Annotated in this window: 17 protein-coding genes, 2 tRNA genes, 1 other RNA gene and 1 pseudogene; 19 read left to right on the top strand and 2 right to left on the bottom strand. The window is 57.9% G+C overall.

The window, feature by feature from the left end:
- The first annotated feature begins 144 nt into the window (after window positions 1-144).
- The 3 genes from GTO89_RS07680 (at window position 145) to dnaX (ending at window position 2,615) form a co-directional block, all read left to right on the top strand.
- Window positions 145-238, top strand: a tRNA-Ser gene (locus GTO89_RS07680).
- A gap of 60 nt (window positions 239-298) precedes the next feature.
- Window positions 299-564, top strand: an RNA gene (ffs, locus tag GTO89_RS07675) — signal recognition particle sRNA large type.
- Between the two features lie 122 nt (window positions 565-686).
- Window positions 687-2,615 carry a DNA polymerase III subunit gamma/tau gene (dnaX, locus tag GTO89_RS07670; protein WP_161261485.1) on the top strand — a complete coding sequence of 643 codons (1,929 nt, stop codon included), beginning with the start codon at window positions 687-689 and terminating at the stop codon, window positions 2,613-2,615.
- A 126-nt stretch (window positions 2,616-2,741) separates the two neighbouring features.
- Here the strand turns inward: dnaX and GTO89_RS17660 are convergent, their stop codons facing one another.
- Together GTO89_RS17660 and GTO89_RS07665 are read right to left on the bottom strand one after the other, a co-directional pair.
- The gene (locus GTO89_RS17660; RefSeq protein WP_268894646.1) at window positions 2,742-2,864 is read right to left on the bottom strand and encodes a hypothetical protein; all 123 of its coding nucleotides are present in this window, start codon (window positions 2,862-2,864) and stop codon (window positions 2,742-2,744) included.
- A gap of 30 nt (window positions 2,865-2,894) precedes the next feature.
- Window positions 2,895-3,110 carry a hypothetical protein gene (locus tag GTO89_RS07665; protein ID WP_161261484.1) on the bottom strand — a complete coding sequence of 72 codons (216 nt, stop codon included), beginning with the start codon at window positions 3,108-3,110 and terminating at the stop codon, window positions 2,895-2,897.
- A 515-nt stretch (window positions 3,111-3,625) separates the two neighbouring features.
- Between GTO89_RS07665 and GTO89_RS07660 the strand changes: the two genes are divergently transcribed.
- The 16 genes and pseudogenes from GTO89_RS07660 (at window position 3,626) to GTO89_RS07590 (ending at window position 19,949) form a co-directional block, all read left to right on the top strand.
- A complete protein-coding gene (locus tag GTO89_RS07660; protein ID WP_161261483.1) occupies window positions 3,626-3,949 on the top strand; it encodes a YbaB/EbfC family nucleoid-associated protein in 324 nt (107 codons plus the stop codon).
- A 3-nt stretch (window positions 3,950-3,952) separates the two neighbouring features.
- On the top strand, window positions 3,953-4,552 hold the full coding sequence (gene recR / locus GTO89_RS07655) for a recombination mediator RecR (RefSeq protein WP_161261482.1): 600 nt from the start codon (window positions 3,953-3,955) through the stop codon (window positions 4,550-4,552).
- Window positions 4,553-4,785: 233 nt separating this feature from the next.
- Window positions 4,786-5,058, top strand: a complete 273-nt coding sequence (locus tag GTO89_RS07650) for a pro-sigmaK processing inhibitor BofA family protein (protein WP_161261481.1) — start codon at window positions 4,786-4,788, stop codon at window positions 5,056-5,058.
- A 241-nt stretch (window positions 5,059-5,299) separates the two neighbouring features.
- Entirely contained in the window at window positions 5,300-8,800 is a 3,501-nt protein-coding gene (gene nifJ, locus GTO89_RS07645) for a pyruvate:ferredoxin (flavodoxin) oxidoreductase (RefSeq protein ID WP_407929490.1), read from the top strand.
- 327 nt (window positions 8,801-9,127) lie between these two features.
- Complete coding sequence (locus GTO89_RS07640) at window positions 9,128-9,547, top strand: PPC domain-containing DNA-binding protein (RefSeq protein ID WP_161261479.1); 420 nt, start codon at window positions 9,128-9,130, stop codon at window positions 9,545-9,547.
- 332 nt (window positions 9,548-9,879) lie between these two features.
- On the top strand, window positions 9,880-10,566 hold the full coding sequence (locus tag GTO89_RS07635; RefSeq protein WP_161261478.1) for a hypothetical protein: 687 nt from the start codon (window positions 9,880-9,882) through the stop codon (window positions 10,564-10,566).
- Between the two features lie 85 nt (window positions 10,567-10,651).
- The gene (locus GTO89_RS07630) at window positions 10,652-11,737 is read left to right on the top strand and encodes a transketolase C-terminal domain-containing protein (protein WP_161261477.1); all 1,086 of its coding nucleotides are present in this window, start codon (window positions 10,652-10,654) and stop codon (window positions 11,735-11,737) included.
- Between the two features lie 14 nt (window positions 11,738-11,751).
- Window positions 11,752-12,516 carry a thiamine pyrophosphate-dependent enzyme gene (locus GTO89_RS07625; RefSeq protein ID WP_161261476.1) on the top strand — a complete coding sequence of 255 codons (765 nt, stop codon included), beginning with the start codon at window positions 11,752-11,754 and terminating at the stop codon, window positions 12,514-12,516.
- Window positions 12,517-12,518: 2 nt separating this feature from the next.
- Window positions 12,519-13,088: a 2-oxoacid:acceptor oxidoreductase family protein gene (locus GTO89_RS07620; RefSeq protein ID WP_161261475.1), complete on the top strand. Its 570-nt coding sequence runs from the start codon at window positions 12,519-12,521 to the stop codon at window positions 13,086-13,088.
- A gap of 117 nt (window positions 13,089-13,205) precedes the next feature.
- Window positions 13,206-13,478: a 4Fe-4S dicluster domain-containing protein gene (locus tag GTO89_RS07615; RefSeq protein ID WP_161256222.1), complete on the top strand. Its 273-nt coding sequence runs from the start codon at window positions 13,206-13,208 to the stop codon at window positions 13,476-13,478.
- A 98-nt stretch (window positions 13,479-13,576) separates the two neighbouring features.
- A tRNA-Ala gene (locus GTO89_RS07610) sits at window positions 13,577-13,652 on the top strand.
- A 97-nt stretch (window positions 13,653-13,749) separates the two neighbouring features.
- Window positions 13,750-14,145: a hypothetical protein gene (locus GTO89_RS07605; protein ID WP_161261473.1), complete on the top strand. Its 396-nt coding sequence runs from the start codon at window positions 13,750-13,752 to the stop codon at window positions 14,143-14,145.
- A gap of 84 nt (window positions 14,146-14,229) precedes the next feature.
- Window positions 14,230-14,310: pseudogene (locus tag GTO89_RS17945) on the top strand (SEC-C metal-binding domain-containing protein); the annotation flags it as partial.
- Window positions 14,305-16,443 carry a hypothetical protein gene (locus GTO89_RS17165; RefSeq protein ID WP_204758194.1) on the top strand — a complete coding sequence of 713 codons (2,139 nt, stop codon included), beginning with the start codon at window positions 14,305-14,307 and terminating at the stop codon, window positions 16,441-16,443. The pseudogene GTO89_RS17945 and the gene GTO89_RS17165, both read left to right, overlap by 6 nt.
- A gap of 175 nt (window positions 16,444-16,618) precedes the next feature.
- Entirely contained in the window at window positions 16,619-18,886 is a 2,268-nt protein-coding gene (locus GTO89_RS07595) for a DEAD/DEAH box helicase (RefSeq protein ID WP_235920307.1), read from the top strand.
- Complete coding sequence (locus GTO89_RS07590) at window positions 18,879-19,949, top strand: hypothetical protein (protein ID WP_161261472.1); 1,071 nt, start codon at window positions 18,879-18,881, stop codon at window positions 19,947-19,949. Before GTO89_RS07595 ends, GTO89_RS07590 begins: the two co-directional genes overlap by 8 nt.
- Window positions 19,950-20,182 lie beyond the last annotated feature (233 nt).

Below are 20,182 nucleotides of genomic sequence, written 5' to 3'. Positions count from 1 at the left end.
GTGAAGTGAAGGACACTTCCGGTCTTTGCCGCGAACAGCGACGAGGATGGAACTCCGGAGCGGAGCGAGTGTTGGATGGGTTCCCATTCGATTCCGCTTTACTTTTGTCCATCTCATCGATATACTATTTTTATGTAGACTGATGGAGAGATGGCCGAGTTGGTCGAAGGCGCACGATTGGAAATCGTGTAGGCGGGCAAAACCTGTCTCGAGGGTTCGAATCCCTCTCTCTCCGCCAGCCACCATCGAGCAATCGGTTCCTGGCCGATTGCAGTTGCCGTAGCTGCGTTAAGATTGGCCGTGCTACACGGGGCGTTAGCGGTGCCTTGTCACCCGCAATCCGCTATAGCGGGGTGGATGCCCGATTTGAGGTCCTGACTTGTGGGGTCCGGCTTCTGCAAGTGACGTTGAAGATTGGGTCCTGCGCAACGAAAACCTATGAACCCCGCCAGGTCCGGGAGGAAGCAACGGTAAGTAGGCCCTTTCGGGTGCCGCAGGGGAGCCTGGTCTGAGTTAACTACAGGGGTAACGCCCGGAAGTCAGCGTTCGAAGTCGGGTGCACGGCCATAAATTATATTATTTGGTTTTATCGGTAAGAAAAGATGGTGTAAGCCATCTTTTTTCTGTATTCAAGCGCAATGCCAACGGTCCGCCTTCGGCGGTCCGGCGAGATGTGGGAGGATGTCATGGCCTATCTGGCGTTATACCGGGAGTGGCGACCCCAGAGCTTTCAGGAACTGGTCGGCCAGGAGCATGTGAGCCGGACCTTGCAAAACGCCATCGCCTATCAGCGGATCGCCCATGCCTATCTCTTTTGCGGCCCTCGGGGCACGGGGAAGACGACGACCGCCAAGATCCTCGCGAAAGCGTTGAACTGCTGCGGCGACGGACCGGTGAAGCCTTGCAACGACTGTCCCAATTGTCGCGCCATCAACAGCGGCGCCTCCCATGATGTGCTCGAGATCGACGCGGCGTCCAACCGGGGCGTCGACGAGATCCGGGAACTGCGCGAGCAGGTCAAGTACGCGCCCCAGGAGGGGACATACAAGGTCTATATCATCGACGAAGTGCACATGCTCACGACGGAAGCCTTCAACGCCCTCTTAAAGACGCTGGAGGAGCCGCCGGTCAATGTGATCTTCGTGCTCGCCACCACGGAGGTGCACAAGATCCCGGCCACCATCCTCTCCCGTTGCCAGCGCTTTGATTTCCGCCGCCTCGGCATCAACGAGATCGTCGACCGACTGGAGCGGATTTGCCGCCATCATGAGCTCACGGCCTCCCGGGAAACGCTGCAGTTTATCGCCCGCAAGGCCGAGGGCGGGATGCGGGACGCCCTGGGCATCCTCGACCAGTGTGTCTCCTACGCCGGAAAAGCGATCCAAAGCGCCGATGTGACGGCTATCCTGGGCGCTGTCGCCGATGAGACGCTCTACGAGATGACCCAGGGCCTGGCGGAAGAGCGGCTCTCTGCTGTGCTGATGCAGTTGAACGATCTGATCAACCAGGGCAAAGAGGTGCGACCACTGACGCGCGATCTGATCGAGCACTACCGGGATCGCCTGATCCTGCGGACGGTGCCGGGCGCCGCCGATCTGGCGGACATGCCTGACGACATCGCTGAGCGGGTGAAGGAGACGGGCCAGGTCTACGGCGCCGGAGAGTTGCAAGCCTGCATCGCCTTGCTGAGCCAGGCGGAAAACGACATGAAGTGGACGACCCATCCCCGCATCCTCCTGGAGGTTGCCTTTGTCCGCATCGCCCGCCGCGAATGGGGGGCGATTGCCGCCGGTTCTGGCGGCGCCGCCGGCAGCGCGACGGCTGGTGCGGCAATGGGCGCGGCTGGTCGAGGTGTCGCCAGCGCTTCGACGGCGCCAGCCGCCGGGTATGCGCCTGTTTCCGCTCCCGCCGCGCCACCGGTGACTGGAACGGCGGCCGGCGGTTCCTCTGATATGGAGATGCGCGCCCTCCGGCGACGGGTCGAGAGCCTGGAAGCGAAGCTGCGGGACATGCAGCAGATGCTGGAGAGCCACGGTGGCGCTGCCGCGGAAAAAGCCGCCAATCCCTTTGCCGAGTCGCCCCGGCGCGCCGTCCCTGCGCCGTTGTCCACCGCCGCGGTTGGGCCCGATGAGGACAGGCCGGCGCGCATGAGCGAAGCTCCCCTCGATGTTGACCAGGTGAACGCCTGCTGGCCCGATGTGCTTGCGGCGGCGATGGAGCAGATCTCCCCGTTGAAGCGCTCGATCTTGCGGGGGCAGACGCGCCTGGCCGGCGCCGAGCAGAACCGGGTCGTCCTCGTCCACAACAACACCCTCTATAATCAGCCGAATGATCCGAAGTTAAGCGATGTGATCAACGCCCTCAAGGAGGAGTTTTCCAAGGCGTTGGATCGGCCGGTGCTGATCCAACTATGCCACGAAAGCCAGTGGACGCCGAAAGCGGAACCGCAGCGGCGACAGGCGGGCGTCCCGGCCGAAGCCTCCCCAAAAGCAACCGGGGCCAGGGAAGCGTCGCCGCCTTGGGCCGACCCGAACTTTATCCGGGAAAAGGTCTTTCAAGACCCCAACCTGTCTGTGGAGATCGTCGATGACGACACCTTGGACGGTATGGATTAAGGACTCGATGCCAAGCTTCTGCGTAATGTGGCGGCCGAAAAACAAACGGAGACGGCTGCGCAGAGAAAAAGGCCGGGAGGCGATGATCGCCCCCGGCCTTTTTCCGTGAACCCGGACGGAGTGGAGCTACCGGAACTGCAACCAACGGCGGTTGCGAATGGTCCAGCGGATTCCCAGGCGGGCCAGGTTGTACATGAGATACCCCCGGAGCCCCATGGGAACCAGGCGAGCCAACAGGCGTCGCTGCATCACACCACCCCCCGGATGTAGCATGCCCCGTCAGGAAGGGGTTCTTTCTTCCCCCGTTTCACCGACGATCATCTCTGTCGTTCTTGTCGCGCCTCGACGGGCAGCCATATCGGGAGAGCCGGACACGATGGGGCCTTGGGCCACGTCGGCCGTCTCCTCAAAATCGTCGGGGTTGAGGCCTTCTTTGAACTCCATTTGTAACTTTTTTGCATCCGTTGCGATCTTGCCGTCTTCACGACCACTCATGAAACATCCCTCCATCGTCTTTCGTCGTGGCATCTCGACGAATGTCGTTCCCAAGTCCATCTCAATGTGTGCGAAAACGGGCGAAAATACGCAAGATCCAGCAAAAAAATCCTGTCGGGAAAACATTGACAGGGGGGTATGAATCCACTATACTTCACATAATCTTAAAATGCTTAACAGAAACTTAACGTTGCGCATACCCTGTAGTAACATTCCGCAGGAGATGAGCCGCCCGAAGGCGAGAACTCTAGGAAGGGAGGGGAAACGAAATGACCTCGTGGATCAACATGGACCTTGTCCTCCTGGCCGTTGCCATCACGGGGCTGTTGTTCGCTTTGATGCAACCGGCGCCAAGATAAGAAGGGGAGGGGTATTTATTTTAGCACCCAGTCGGTAACACTGCCGCGAGACCGGAACCGGTTGCGCGGCAGTGTTATTTTTTGCGCGCTGGCGCTTTATAATGCTGTTCAATTGTGGTAAACTACTGACGCCAAACGCTGGGAGGGGGATTGCCGATGTTCGGAAAAATGGGCGACATGCAAAAGATGATGAAACAAGTGCAAAAGATGCAACAGGATATGGCCAAACTCCAGGAGGAATTGGCGGAACGCACCGTCGAGGCCACCGGAGGCGGCGGGGCGATCAAGGTGGTCGCCAATGGGAAAAACGAGATCCTGTCCATCGCCATCGCGCCGGAAGCCGTCGATCCCGACGACGTTGAGATGCTCCAAGACCTGATCCTGACCGTCGTCAACGAGGCGCTGCGGAAGGCGCAAGAGATGGTCAGCCAGGAAATGGCCAAGGTCACAGGCGGTCTGAAGATTCCCGGAATGTTCTAACCGATGCTCTACTACGCGGAACCGGTCGGACGGCTGATCGAAGAACTGTCCAAACTGCCCGGCGTCGGACCGAAAACAGCGCAACGGCTGGCCTTTCACCTGCTCCATGTTCCGCGGAGCGAAGCCGTTGCCCTGGCGAAGGCCATCGTCGAGGCCCATGACAAGACGCTCTACTGTTCCGTCTGCACGAACTTGACCGATCAGGATCCTTGCCGCATCTGCGGTGATGCGAACCGGGATCGCAGCGTCATCTGTGTTGTCGAAGAGCCGCGCGATGTGGTGGCCGTCGAAAAGACTCGGGAGTATCGCGGTCACTACCATGTCCTCCATGGCGCCCTGTCGCCCATCGAGGGCATCGGGCCGGAGCAGCTGCGGATCAGCCAACTGATGGCGCGGCTGGCCGATCCGGAGTTAAAAGAGGTGATCGTCGCCACCAACCCCACCGTTGAAGGGGAGGCGACGGCGTCCTACTTGGCGCGACTGATCAAACCCATGGGCGTCAAGGTGACGCGCATCGCCCACGGCTTGCCGGTGGGCGGCGATCTGGAGTACGCCGATCAGGTCACGTTGTTGCGGGCGATGGAAGGCCGGCGTGAGTTGTAACGGCAACGGATCAGGGAGCGGTTTTTCCAGGAACGCGGTATCGATAAAACGAGACAGAATTGAACGAAGAGAACCGGCTCTGCGGCGAAATGAACGCCGGCGGCCGGTTTTTGTTTTCCCTTTTTTCTCCTCCTGGTTCTGAAATGGCAGGACAAGCGTACATTGGGTAATGGGGAGACCCTGCGAGCGCAGGTCTTCTCAGGCAATCTGGAGAAAGGGGGAGGGTGTGACCGGTGAACGTCACGACAGAGCAGATGGTTCTGATCGGCGCCGGGGTACTGCTGCTCATGGTGGCCGGCCACTTCTTCTGGCGGCCCATGCGCTGGCTGTTTACGTTGGCCTTCAATTCGTTGCTGGGCGTGCTGATGCTGGGGGGAACGAACCTGTTGGGCGCCTCCTTCGGCCTGACGCTGCCCCTCAACCCGGTCAGCGCCCTGATCGCCGGGTTTCTGGGCATCCCGGGCATGGCGCTCTTGCTAATGTTGAAATATTTCATGATCTTGTGATTACTTGCTATATTGACCCCCTTTCGCTATAATTTTTTATGGGAATCCCGGCAGGCATCGGATAGATCCGGATTTTATTTGAACAAACCTCTCTTTTTTTGCGCAAAAAAGAAGGAGGAAAAAGTCGGGTGTCGAATAAATATCCCTCCTAGGTCGAATTGCGGGCGATTTAGAATTGCTCCAATATTCGATAAATTTGAATATTCCAGCTGAAAGGGGATCGTTACGCTTGTCTAAGGTCATGCAAACGATGGACGGGAACAAGGCTGCCGCCTATGTCTCCTATGCGTTCACGGAATGCGCAGCCATCTACCCCATCACACCCTCGTCCACCATGGCGGAGTATGTCGACGAGTGGAGCGCCCAAGGCAAAAAGAACATCTTCGGTCAGACGGTGACTGTTGCCGAACTGCAATCCGAAGGTGGCGCCGCCGGCGCCGTCCACGGCGCGCTGACGGCGGGGTCGCTGACCACTACATACACCGCTTCCCAGGGTTTGCTCTTGATGATCCCCAACATGTACAAGATCGCCGGCGAACTGCTGCCCGGCGTCATGCACGTGTCGGCTCGCGCCATTGCCGGCCATGCCCTGAGCATCTTCGGCGACCACTCTGACGTCATGTCCTGCCGGCAGACCGGCTGGGCCATGCTGGCTTCCGGCGGCGTCCAGGAGGTCATGGATCTCGGCGGCATCGCCCACTTGGCGTCCATCAAGTCGCGCGTGCCCTTCCTGCATTTCTTCGACGGCTTCCGCACCTCCCACGAGATGCAGAAGATCGAAGTCATCGATTACGCCGACTTTGCCAAGCTGGTCGACTACGAAGCCATCCGGGCCTTCCGCAAGCGCGGTCTCAATCCGGAGCACCCGAGTGTCCGCGGCACCGCCCAGAACCCGGACATCTTCTTCCAGGCCAAGGAAGCCTGCAACCCCTACTACGAGGGCGTTGCCGACATCGTGGCCGAATATATGAAGGAAATCAGCAAGCTCACCGGCCGCGAGTACCTGCCCTTCAATTACTACGGCGCCCCTGACGCCGAGCGCGTCATCGTCGCCATGGGCTCGGCCTGTGAGACCATCGAAGAGACCATCGACTACCTCCTCGCCCGGGGTGAAAAGGTCGGCCTGATCAAGGTTCGCCTCTACAAGCCCTTCTCGGCCAAGTACTTCTTCGATGTGCTGCCCCAGACGGTCAAGAAGATCGCTGTCCTTGACCGCTGCAAGGAGCCCGGCTCCCTCGGCGAACCCCTTTACGAAGATGTGCGCACCCTCTTCTACGAAGCGGACTGCCAGCCCGTCATCGTCGGCGGTCGCTACGGCCTCGGCTCCAAAGAGGTGCTGCCCTCCGATATCAAAGCCGTCTTTGACAACCTCAAGGCCGAAGAGCCGAAAAACGGCTTCACCGTCGGCATCGTCGACGATGTCACCTTCCTGTCGCTGCCGGCGGGTCAATTCATCGACGCCGCGCCCGAAGGCACCATCCAGTGCAAGTTCTGGGGTCTCGGCTCTGACGGCACCGTCGGCGCCAACAAGCAAGCCGTCGAGATCATCGGCGACCACACCGACATGTACGCCCAGGCCTACTTCGCCTATGACTCCAAAAAATCGGGCGGTGTGACCGTCTCCCACCTGCGCTTCGGACACAAGCCGATCAAGTCGCCCTACCTGATCCACAAGGCCGACTTCATCTCCTGTTCGAACCAATCCTATGTCTACAACTACGACCTGCTGGCGGGCCTCAAAGAAGGCGGCGCCTTCCTGCTGAACACCGTTTGGTCGCCGGAAGAGTTGGAGGAAAAACTCCCCGGTCGCCTCAAGCGGACCATCGCCGAGAAGAAGATCCGCTTCTACACCATCGACGCCGTTCACATCGCCAAGAAGCTGGGCCTCGGCAACCGGACCAACATGGTCATGCAGTCGGCCTTCTTCAAACTGGCCAACGTGATCCCCATCGAAGAAGCCGTCGAGTACCTGAAAGCCGGCATCAAGAAGGCTTACGGCAAAAAAGGCGACGCCATCGTGGCCATGAACGCCGCCGCCGTCGACCAGGGCATCGAAGCGCTCGTCCCGATCGATGTGCCCGCCGCCTGGGCCGAGGCTGCTGATGAAGCCGCCGCCGCCAAAGATGTGCCGGCCTTCATTGAAAAGGTCCTCGTGCCCATGAACGCCCTCCAGGGCGATAAACTGCCTGTCAGCGCCTTTGCCGATGCGCCCGATGGCACCTTCCCCGTCGAAACCTCCCGCTATGAAAAGCGCGGCGTCGCCGCCTTCGTCCCCGAATGGATCAAGGAAAACTGCATCCAGTGCAACCAGTGCTCCTTCGTCTGTCCCCATGCCGCCATTCGTCCCTTCCTGCTCGATGCGGAAGAACAAGCCAAGGCGCCGGCCGCCTTTGAAACCATCAAGGCCGTCGGCGGCAAGCAGTTCGAAGGCCTGACCTACCGCTTGCAGGTCACGCCCCTCGACTGCCAGGGCTGCGGCGTCTGCGTCAACACTTGCCCGGCAAAGCAGAAGGCCCTTGCCATGAAGGAACAGGACAGCCAGGTGGCCCTGCAGCAACCCAATTGGGACTTCGCCACGACCCTCACCATCAAAGACAACCTCTTCAAGCTCGACTCGATCAAGGGCAGCCAGTACGCCCAGCCCCTCCTCGAATTCAGCGGCGCCTGCGCCGGCTGTGGCGAAACACCCTATGTCAAGCTGATCACCCAACTGTTCGGCGATCGCATGCTTGTCGCCAACGCCACCGGCTGCACCTCCATCTGGGGCGCCAGCGCGCCCTCTGTGCCCTACTGCACCAACAAGGAAGGCAAAGGGCCGGCCTGGGCCAACTCACTCTTTGAAGACAACGCCGAGTTCGGCTACGGCATGCACCTGGGCGTCAGCAAGATCCGCGCCAAGCTGGCCGATCTGATCCGTGAAGCCCTCACCTTGGACATCGACGCCGCCCTCAAGGCCGCCTTCAACGAATGGCTCGTCGGTATGGACGACGCCGAAGCCTCCAAGCAGGCGACGGCCAAAATCCTGCCCCTGATCGAAGGCCAGGCGAACCCCGTGCTCGCCGAAATCGCCGACCGCAAGGACTACCTGATCAAGAAGTCCCAGTGGATCTTCGGCGGCGACGGCTGGGCCTATGACATCGGCTTCGGCGGTCTCGACCATGTGCTCGCCTCCGGCGAAGACGTGAACGTCCTTGTTTTGGATACGGAGGTCTACTCGAACACGGGCGGCCAATCGTCGAAAGCGACGCCGCTTGCCGCCATCGCCAAGTTCGCCGCCGCCGGCAAGCGGATGAAGAAGAAAGACCTCGGCATGATGGCCATGTCCTACGGCTATGTCTATGTGGCCCAGATCGCCATGGGCGCTGACATGAACCAGACCATCAAGGCGATCAAAGAAGCGGAGGCCTACAAAGGACCATCCCTGATCATCGCCTACGCCTCCTGCATCAACCATGGCCTCAAAGCCGGCATGGCCAACAGCCAAGTCGAGATGGCCCGCGCCGTCAAGTCCGGCTACTGGCATCTCTACCGGTTCAACCCCGATCTCAAGGAAGAAGGCAAAAACCCCTTCCTCCTCGAATCGAAGGAGCCTTCCGAGTCCTTCCGCGACTTCATCATGAGCGAAGTCCGCTTCAACGCCCTCGTCCGTTCGTACCCCGAACAGGCCCAACTGCTCTTCGGCAAGATGGAGCAGGACGCCAAGGAACGGTACGAGATGTACAAACGGCTGGCATCCTACTAAGCATTGCCCGCGAAATCCGCTGGCGAGCAGCAGGATAGGCCGGTTCAGGCGCACAGTCGCTTCCGCCCTCAAGCGGAGCGTCATGATAAAAGGCGCCTAAGCGGAAAAAGCCCCATGGGAAGAACCTGATTACAGAAAAACGCCCCTTGGGCGATCCCAGTCGAGGCAGACGGGATCGGCGAGGGGCGTTTTTTTATCGTGCGCCCTGGGAACCTGTCGCCTTAGAGCGCGCCATATTTCGTGCAAAAAAGGACTTTCGTAAAATGCCGAGAAAAATGACTAGGGCGGTTGATTGGAGAAAAACTGTAGCACAAGGGGAGGATGACCATGCACTACAGACGATTAGGTTCAAAATGGCTTGTTCGGCTCGACCGGGGGGATGAGATCGTCACATCGCTGAAGGAACTGGTCAAAAAAGAAGGCATCCGGCTGGGCGCTGTCTCGGGGATCGGCGCCGTGGGGCGGGCAACGATCGGGTTATTTGAGTCGGCGACAAAACAATATCATTCCCGGGAGGTGACTGGCGACATGGAGATCGCCAGCCTGACCGGAAACATCAGTGAGTTGAACGGCGAAGCCTACCTGCACCTGCACATCACCTTGACCGACGCCACCAACGCCGCCTTCGGCGGCCACCTCTCTGCCGCCACGATCAGTTGCACCGGCGAGATCATCATCGATGGCATGGAGGGTCAGGCTGATCGGGCATTCAGTGAAGAGATTGGCCTTAACTTGTTGAAGTTCTAAAGGAAGTTCCGCCCTTCTGTCGCTTCCCAGCCATAGAAGGGCTGTTTTAATCCGTCCACAGGTCTTCCGTTCTGACCCGATTGCCATGAATTTCTGAATTCAAGACGTATGCTTGCAACTTTTAGATCAAACTGATAATCTATCGTTGACTGGAATCCAATCCTTAACTACAATTGGGTGACGTAGCCATTGAACTAATGTTGATGTTTTTCATTAAGGGGGCGTTCCCCCTTTTGTTTTGCCCTCCCGCAACAATAGGTGAGAGGGGAAAATATCCAAACGATCGGGCATGATTTGTCAACGCGCGGGGAAAATACAGGCTAGCGGAGGTGGTGACCATTTCCGGCACGGAACGCCAACGAGTCGTCGAGGCCTATGTGGGCGAGTATGCCAGCGGGAAGAGTGAAAACGCCGTCAACCGCGCCCTGGAACTGCTGGCCCAGGGCCGTCGACCGGTGACGATCGTCGACCTGGATATCGTCGAGCCTTTCTACACCCTCCGTCCGATCAAGAAAGAACTGGAGGAGAAAGGGCTGCAGGTGGTCGCCTGGGAAACGCGCGCCACCATGGGACTTGGCGAGGCAGGAACCCTGATCCGGGGGGACATGCTCTGGTCCTTGCGCCGCGAAGGCGACCTGGTGCTGGACATCGGCTACGGTGTCGAGGGATCCAAGACGCTCAACCTGCTCCACGGCGCCCATGAAGACAAAGACCTGCGCATCATCGCCGTCATCAACGCCTCCCGGCCGATGACCGCCTCTGTCGAGGAGATCGTCGACCATGTGCGCGGCCTGGGGCCTGTCCACGGCCTGCTCAACAACACCCATCTGGCCGAGGAGACCGATCTGGCGATCATCCGGGAAGGAGCGCGGCTGGTTGACGCGGCCGCCCGGGAACTGGATCTACCGGTGATGGCCACCGCCGCTGACGAACGCTTTCGCGGTAAACTCGCGCCGGAGGATGTGCTGGGCCAGCCGGTGCGTTTTTTGCAGCGCTTCATGCCCCGCTCTTTCTGGTAACGGCGACTTCACAGGCGGTGAATCGTTCCCCCAAAGGCATTCGTTCAACGACCAACATACACGTTTCAGGAGGTGTGCCTGACCCATGGCAGACAAGCCGATTCAAGGGGAAAAGCGGATGTTCATGACCGGCAACGAGGTCTGCGCCTACGCGGCGCTGGCCGCCGGCGCGGATATCATGTACGGGTATCCCATTACGCCGCAAAACGAGATCATGCACTACTGGACGCGCCTGGCGCCCAAGCACAATCGAACCTTTTTGCAGACCGAGGATGAGATCTCAGCCGGCTTCACCACCTGTGGCGGCGTCCTCTCGGGCAAGCGAGCCTTCACCGCTACGGCGGGCCCCGGCAACACGCTCATGCAAGAGCCCATGTCCATGGCCGAGATGATGCGCATCCCCGCCGTTTTCATCATTCAGCAGCGGGGCGGCCCGTCGACGGCAACGGTCATCTATTCCCAGCAGGAAGTGACCATGACCTGCTACGGCGCCAACGGCGAAGGTCTGCGCATCGTCTATTCGACGGCCGATCACCAGGAACTCTACGATTACACGATCAAGTCCTTTAATACGGCATGGAAATACCGCTTTCCCACCTTCGTCCTCGGTGACGGCTACCAGGCCAAGATGCGCGAGTCCTTGACCATCTATGACCCGGAGTTGCGGGGCATCCAGATGGTGGACACCTATCCCCTTGTCGGACTGCCCGGCAAAGCCGGCGCGGACCGCGACCCGGCTCACCTGCGCAACACCTACAACACGGAAGAAGAACTCTACGAGGTTGTCAAGGAACTTGTCGGGGCCTATGAAAAATTCGCGCCCGAGATTGTCGAGCACAAGACGGTGGAGTGTGATGACGCCGAAGTGGTCATCCTCTGCCACGGCATCGTCTCCCGCGCCGCTGTCGAAGCCATCCGCGAGCTGCGCGCAGAAGGGGTCAAGGCGGGCATGTTCCGTCCCATCACCCTGCGCCCTTTCCCGACGGAGCCCTTGCGCGCTGTCGTCCAGAAGGCGAAAAAGCTGCTCATCGTCGAGTCGGCGGAAGGGCAATTCGCCCGCCTGGTTCTCCCATCCCTCTACGGCCTCACCACGCCGCTGGAGACCATCTACAAGCCGGGTCAGGGCATCACATCTGACGAAATCGTCAAGAAAATCAAGGCCATGGCCTAGGGGAGGGTGACGCGATGACAACGGCAACTGTGTTAGAACCAAAAATGCCCGTATGTTGGCGGCAGGAGACGAAACCGCACAAGTTTTGTCCCGGTTGCGGACACGGCGATGTCTTAAAAGCGCTCGGGAGAGCCATTGACGAACTCGGCATCCAGGACCGCGTCGTCTTCGGCTGCGACATCGGCTGTTCCCTTTTGTCCTGGGATTTCTTCAACTGTGACGCCATCCAGACCCACCACGGCCGCACGACGCCCGTCATGACCGGCATCAAGCGCGCCCGGCCGGAGCTGATCTGCATCGCCTACATGGGCGATGGCGGCGGCTACGCCATCGGCGCTCAGCACCTGGTCAACGCCGCCAGCCGCAACGAAAAACTCACCGTCATCCTGGCCAACAACGCCCAGTACGGCATGACCGGCGGCCAGATGGCGCCGACGACCCTGCCGGGGATGAAGACGGAAACGTCGCCTTATGGACGCGACGTGGACGCCACGGGTAACCCGACCCTCGGCCCCGAGATGGTCGCCGCCATCACGCCGGCCTCAGCCTACGTAGCACGGGGGACGATGGCCAACATCCCCCAACTGACGAAGATGATGAAAAAGGCGCTGCAAAACCAGATCGACGGCAACGGGTTCTCCTTCGTCGAAGCCCTCTCCGCCTGCCCGACCAACTGGCGGATGAACGCGGCCAAGACGTGGGAGTTCGTCGAGAAGGAAATGACCAAATACTTCAAAGTCGGCGAACTGAAAGTACCCGCCGCCAAGCAGGAGGGATAACCATGGCCAAAGTCGTCAAAATCGCCCTCGCCGGCGAAGGCGGCCAGGGCGTGCAGTCGGTCGCCGAGATCATCACCGAGGCGGCCAACGAGGAAGGGAAGGAAGCCCTCTACATCCCCAACTTCGGTGTTGAACAGCGGGGCGGCGTCTCTATCGCCTTCGTCCAGATCTCCGATAAGGAGAAGGTGGGCTCGCCCAAGTTTGAGAAGGCCGACATCGTCATCGCCCTCTCCGACCGCGCCGTCCGCCGCTGCGCCCAGTACGTCGACGGGAATACGGTCTTTGTCTATGACACCTTCATCGAAGGCGTCGAAGACGACCTGCCCAAAGGGGCCAAAAAGGTCATCGGCATCCCGGCCATCGAAACGGCGAAGAACGAACTGCACCCCCGGGTGTTTAACATCATCATCATGGGCGCTGTTGTCCGCGCCACCCATGTGGTCAGTGAAGAACGAGCCAAACAAGCCCTGGAAGACAAGCTGGGCTACAAATTTGAGCAGGATCCGAAACTGCGCGAGTTGAACCACCGCGCCCTGGCGCGGGGCATGCAACTGGTGGAGGGGCACCTGTAGGTTAAGGTTCTGTAGGCAAAGCACCGCCGCAATGTGGATGGTGAAGCCGAACGGTATATCGCAAACCATCCGTAGGGCATTGCGATTTGACTCCACCGAAAAGGAGGTATGTCTTCCGTGGCTGAATGGAAAGTCTATACGATCGAGAGCGGCAAAGGGCGTCACAGCGTGTTCCCCGGCCTCTGCAAAGGCTGCGGGCTCTGCATCGAGAAGTGCCCGACCGATACGATCACCTGGTCGAAGAAGCTGGGCGTCTACGGCACCCCCGCCGTCGAGGTGCAGCAGGATCCCGCCTGCATCGCCTGCGGCATCTGCCAGCACGTCTGCCCCGACTGCGCCATCGTCGTCGAGAAGCTGAAGCCGGAGGAGCAGAAGAAGCCGAAGGCCTAGGGCAACGGGAACATCGGGTGCGGCTTTGTGGATAAAAAAGGAGGCCCAAAAACACTTGCAATGGGCCTCCTTTTTCGATATAATAGCTTCTGTCACGTGGGGGTGTAGCTCAGCTGGGAGAGCGCCTGCTTCGCATGCAGGAGGCCAGCGGTTCGATCCCGCTCATCTCCACCAATTTTGTCTATAATTATTTTATATAGATTTTAAAAACCCTTCTGTTGAGAAGGGTTTTTTTTCTAGATATGCTTGATGATTAAAAAAGTATGTAGGTTTGAGTTACATTAGCTATCTTAAACAAGCGTGCAGGAAGAATGAGTCAAGGCATAAACTATTTTCAACTGCGTTTGAATTAATAAAAGATGATCCCAAGGCTGTTCATGAATTTGCTACGACTAAATTAAAACTAGCAAAAAACACAAACGATGGTTTTGCGAAACGAAAACTGAATCAAGAGGCGGTCGAACTCCTTCATCGCGCGATTCAATTAGCGGAGGACGATACACGTCGTGCGTGGTGTTGGTTTGACTTGGCTAAATCCTTGCATTCGTTGAGAAAACCCGAAACAGAAATACTTCAGGCATATCAAAAGGCAATTGAAATACTTCCCTTTGAGAAAAAGTTTACGGATTGGTTTAAATCTAGGAAAAAACAAAAACCTTTTTCATGATCCGGTCGTTGATGGGTATATTGCGGCAGGCCCACAAGAAAATAACGCTGGGAGGGAACGGCTGAGCCCTAACGGGGATAGCCGGCAACGCGGATGTCGAAAGTCGGACGAAACGATCCGTGCCATTGCGGGAGCGGCAAAAAGTATAAGAAATGCTGTATGGCCAAGGATGAAGCTGCCGTAGCGCAGTCAAAGGATTCGATGAAGGCAGAAAGAAGAGAGCTCCCCAGACTGGATGACATGTTCGAAGTTTATAAAAAGGAAAATAAAGAGAAAAAAGCGATTGACTTCGATCCATCAACCATGTCAATGGCGAAATTGTTGGATCTCGGTTATCGCCTCGTGGATCAACAAGATGGCTTTGAAGGTTGCCGGGCATGGTGGTGGGCGTGGACAAAGCTGCGTCCGCTCATCCTTGAGCATGGCATTGACGATGTAGACGCATTAGACAAGGTGGTTAACGCCCCTGACTGTATAAGCAATTGGTGTCAGGACTTTGATGACCAGTTGGTCAACGAAGCTCAAAACCGTTGGGTAATGGCGATCATGCGGATCGCCTATGCCCAAGATTTTGTTCGCTTGTTGCCGAAGAGTGACCTTTTGATCATTCAGAACATGCGGCGAGCGGTTGCCGAATCCTATGCGACGCTAGGAGAGTTCGATAAGAGCGATGCGGAATTCCGCCAGTTGATTACGGATTACCCGCAGTGGACATGGGGATACGTGGGATGGGGAGACCTGTACAGCGATAACCAACCCGATGACCGGGAGGCCGATGTTCAGCGTGCGAGGGAAATCTTTGCGGCTGGCCTGGATGCCGGTGTCGATGAACCGGTGTATTTACAGCAACGAATTCGAGACCTGGATACGGTCGTTGTCCGTTCTGCGAAAAAGAGCCGCCCCGCAACACCCGCTCTGAAATCATCGAACAAGCCGGGCGATCATTGGCGCAAGCGCTATCGACAGCTGCCCTTGGACCGACAGGTCGATGTCATGATCGCAGCCATTCGGCAAAGGGACCCGTACTTCTGGGGTGAAGAATCGGATGATGAAGTGGACGGCCTTTGGGATGAAGAAGTAGATGATCTCATCGTTGATGAGGAGGAAATTCCCGCTGGCGGCGAGAGCGCTGATGGGATAGGAGATTTTGAAGAAGCGGCGAATGGGGCGGAAGAGGCGCAGGATGAAGACCTGTCGGACGCTCTCGACGAATTGATCATCACCATGAGCGAAAGTCCAGCCCTAAGCGAAGAACTGTATGAGACGCTGGACAACCTGCATCTAGAAAAGCGCATCGCCCTTATCGCAAAACTCGTCGGAGCCTATCGGGATCATGTGGTGGAAGAGAAAGGGCGAGACTTTCATTATTTCGATGAGTTACTGGTTTACTACCGCCTGTACCGCCGAGAACGGGATGAATTGCGGCTCCCCCTGCGATGGCTAACCGACGACCCAGAGCATAGCATCGATCAGATTCTGCCGGTGTTGAGCACGTTGGTTGCTTCTGGAGAAACCGAGCTGGCAGTCCGGTTCGCGGAAGATGCCCATCAGTCCATCCTGGAAGCGAAAGGGTTGATGGGGGGCGTCGATGAGGTTGTTGTGGCGGTGCTCCGCGCTCACCGATTAGAGCAGGTATACGATGAACTCCGAGAAGGCCGACAACCTGATTGGCAAGCCTTGGCCAGTGATCTTGCCCAAGCGGGATGTGAGACGACACCGGAGTTTCTGGCGATGATCAAGGCGGGCCTGGCAGAAGATGTGACCGTTGATATCCTTCGCGAAAGGTTGCGCCGATCGCTCGTGGATGGGCTCGAATCGATGTCCTACGGCTTTTACCGGTACATGCGCCAGAAAAAGAGCATGGATTTCACTGGCGCCGACCTCATCTGGCGACAGTTCAGCTTGTTTATGACCCGTTATGTGCAAAAAAAGAAGGCTAGCGACATAAAGGCCAGGTTCCGATTCACCAAAAAGACGCTGGAATCCGCCTTGAGGGACTGGCTGGGTGTGAATTTTATGGGTCTTTCGAACAAAAAACCCGACAGCGTCGTTTTGCTGTGGGGGTTGCCCTATGTCTACGATTACCTGAAAATCACCGGCTTGATCGATGAAGAATGCTGGCAAAAGACGGTCGATCTCGTAGCGGTCTCCAAGGAAGAAATCCTCTATGTCCTTGACGATGATCTCTGGAAGTACGCTTTTGTTCAGCAATGGACACCGGCAGATGCGGTTGGGGAGACGCCCTGGCTGGAAAAGGAATGCTTCGGCTATCGTCTTCGTGACATCCACCGACCATAAAAGAGCGCGCTCATGCCGCATTGTGGAGGCTCATGACATCCCCTGTCAGGAGCCTCATTTTTTATAGAAAGCCCCTTTCATCGCAGCCTGCGGCCTGGCGGGGCAAGAATCTTCTTTTTATGCTAAAATGATCGTTATCGGACGCACGTCACAAATAGGCGGTGTATAACAATTGATGAACAGGCCGGCACCCTTTTCCGTCTCGCCGGAGACGATACAGACGAATGGCCTGCTTTTGCAAGGGGATGTCGCCAGACTGCTGCGGCCCTTTGCCGGGAAAACGATTTACTTGCAAGATCCCAGCGAACAGTGGATTAAGTGCAAAGTCAATCCTCAGGGCACCCTTCTCCAAGGCCCTCAATTGGGGAAGTTTCTAAAAAATATGGGTTCCCCCACCTTTGAGATGCGACAGATAGGCAGTGAGGAATTTTTCGTTTTCCCCGTCGCTCTCCGGCAACCTATCCCTCGGGCGGATCGGTCTGGTGGAGAACGCTCAGCCGCCAAACGGGGGACGAACAGGGAAAGCACCAAAAAAGGGGCGACGGCTTCGAGCGCGAAGGGGGCTGCTGTGTCAGCCTCACCTTCAGCGCCCGCCTCAAACCTGGCGCCCACAAGTAAAAAAACGACCTGGGTCAGTCCGCCCGACCCGGTCCAATCGATCGTCCAGAATTTTGAGCAGGGCTCACGGGGCAATGTTGTGGAAATCCGGCTTGACCAGGAGAAGGGAAAACCGCTTGTTGAAAAGATCATCACTGGGCGCGGGGCCAGCGCCGATGATCTGTACCTGCGCCGGCAGGCCTTGCTGTTTTCGCTGCATCCCGGCTTTGACACGCTCCTGTCCCTGACGGCGGTGCGCGATATGGCGCCCTTTGACTACCAGATCCGCACGGTCCGTCATGTGCTGGCCAACCTGCGCGGGCGGGCGCTTCTTTGTGACGAGGTGGGGATGGGCAAAACGGTCGAGGCCGGATTGATCGCCCTCGAATACATGCTCCGCGGTTTGGCCAGGCGGGTGCTCATCCTGGCGCCGCCATCGCTCGTCTCTCAATGGCGCGAGGAGATGCAGGCCAAATTCAATCTCGACTTTATCACCTATGACGATCCGGCGTTTAAGGCCCACGATGCTCCCTGGACCTTTTTCCCGCGCATCATCGCCTCTATCGACACGGCGAAGCGGGAGAGCCACCGGCAGCAGATCGGCGCCGTCGCCTTTGATCTGGTCATCTGCGACGAGGCTCACCATCTGAAAAACCGACGCACCCAGGCCTATCAACTGGTGAGCCAGTTGCAGAAGAAGTACATCCTCTTGCTGACGGCGACGCCTGTGGAAAACGATCTGGAAGAGTTGTTCAATCTGATCACGCTGCTCTTGCCGGGGCAGTTGGAGACAGCGGCGGCCTTTAAGAAAAAATACATCACCCGCGGCGACGCCCTAAAACCGAAAAATACAGAGGAACTCAAAACGCTTGTTCGCGAGGTGATGGTCAGAAACCGCCGTTCGGAAACCGGGGTCATTTTGAGCCGCCGCTATGCCGAGACGATTCGACTGCAACTGAGCCCCGAAGAGATGGCCTTCTACCGGCGGCTCACCCATTTCGTCCGGGGTTTCTTCACCGGTGGGCAGGACAAGCTTCAGGGAGGAGCGAGTTTGCTCACCCTAAAAGTGTTGCAACGGGAGATCGGCAGCAGCATCGAAGCCCTTTTGCCGACGCTGGCCAAGATGGCCGAGCAGCCAGCGTACGCGCCAGAGATGCGTCGACTTTTCGCTGCGTTGCAGGAGCAGGCCAAAACGGTGCCGCGCCGGGCGAAGGCGGATGCGCTGGTGCAACTGCTGAAAGGGCTCAACGATAAGGTGATTGTTTTTACCGGTTTTTCCGAGACCCATCGCTACCTGGTTCGCCGGCTGACTGAAGCAGGCTTTACGGTGGCCCAGTTGCACGGCGGGATGAAGCGGTTGGAAAAGGAAGAGCAGGTGCGCCATTTCGCCGAAGAGGCCCAGGTGCTCCTGTCCACGGAAACAGGCAGCGAAGGGCGGAACCTGCAGTTTTGCCGCTGCCTCGTCAATTATGACTTGCCCTGGAATCCCATGCAGATCGAGCAGCGCATCGGCCGGATTCACCGCATCGGCCAGGAGCGGGATGTGCACATCTACAACCTGTCTGCCCAGGATACGCTGGAATCCCACATGCTGGAACTGCTGGACGCGAAGATCAACATGTTCCAACTGGTCGTCGGCGAGTTGGATATGATCCTAGGCAACTTGAAGGAGAATCAGGGTTTTGAGGATATGGTGCTGAACGCCTGGCTGCAGTCGGCCGATGAGCGGGAGATGGAGACCCAGATGGTCAAAGTGGGCGACCAACTGCTTGATGCGAAAAACCACTATCTTGCCGTCAAGGCCGTCGATGAACGGCTGTTGGGGGAGTTGATGCCGGATGAGTGACAACCATCCGAATCGACCGACCACCCACAGCGACATCAAGCCCTTTGTCCGCGATTGTCTCCGTCGCTCCGGCGCCGTTTTAGAGGAAAGCGGGTATGAGCTTTGGGAGGTTTTGCTCAGTGATGACCTATCCCGGCGCTGCCAGGAGGAGCATCTCTGTTTGACCTTTGACGCCGAGGTGGCCCGCGAGACGCCCGATGCCCTCTTTGTCACCTATGGAAGCCCCTTTCTCGACGCTGTGGTGGAACAGGCAAAGGTGTACGGTGATTATACGCAGTTCTACTGGCCCGGAACGTCGGCGCAGCCCCCGCAGAACCTGCTCAAAAAGATTCACGATCAGATCCAGTTTCAGCGTTGCCGTCCACCGTCGGTGGAGATGGTGTGGACGGCGGAGCACCGCTTTTACGCCTTCTTTTTTCTCTGTACCTTTCAATCTTTTGAGAAGACGGAAGTGCTGTTGCCGGTGGTGATCGACGGCTTTCGGGGGGAACGGCGCGACGATTTTTTTCAATGGTGGGACACACTGCTTCCGGCAGATAAACCGGCGTACAGTTATACCCCCGCGCCGTCGGTGTCGCCGGAGGCCGCCTATCGCGCCGCCTGCTCGCTGGCTGAGCAAGACGCCAAAGAGCGGGCCCAGGCCATCTATGATCGCTCGGCCGCCTTTCGAAGGCGTGAGTTGAGCAAGATCGCCGCCTATTATATGGAGACGGAGGCGGCCTTGCGGAAGAAGCTTGAGGCTGCCGATACGGCGGAGAAACAGTCGCGATTGACGGCGCAGATCGAGGCGACACGGGCCGATCAGGAGCGCCGCCTGATCGATGCCCAAGACCGGTACCGAGTCAAAGGGGATGTGCGGCTCGATCACGTCATGATGCTCTCGCTGCCGCGCATCCATGTGAAATTGAGCCTACAGTTGGGAAAACAGGCGTTACAGCCGGTGGTATTGTACAATCCCGTCAACGGTCAGGTGGAGCCTTTGCGTTGTGAACGCTGTGGAAAGCCTGTAACGGTCGTATCGCCCGATAAAGAAGGAAGGCTTGTCTGCGGGCAGGGATGTTGAAGGAAAGCCCTTCGCGATGATTATAAACGAGAAAGGACGACATGCAGGAGGCCAGCGGTTCGCTCCCGCTCATCTCCACCAATATCGTTACGTAAATCCATCCGTTCAGGATGGATTTTTCATTTTTGATCTGAAGAAGCGTGCGAATCTCCGGTATGACCTTGAATAGTCGAGCCGGTTTTTTTTTGTGATTGAACCAGATAATTTTGCGCTTGTCCTCTTGTTTGATTAAT

The sequence above is a fragment of the Heliomicrobium gestii genome, assembly GCF_009877435.1.
Classification (GTDB): Bacteria; Bacillota; Desulfitobacteriia; order Heliobacteriales; family Heliobacteriaceae; genus Heliomicrobium; species Heliomicrobium gestii.
Note: the sequence above shows the minus strand (reverse complement) of the source record. Positions and strands in the feature narration are given on the sequence as shown.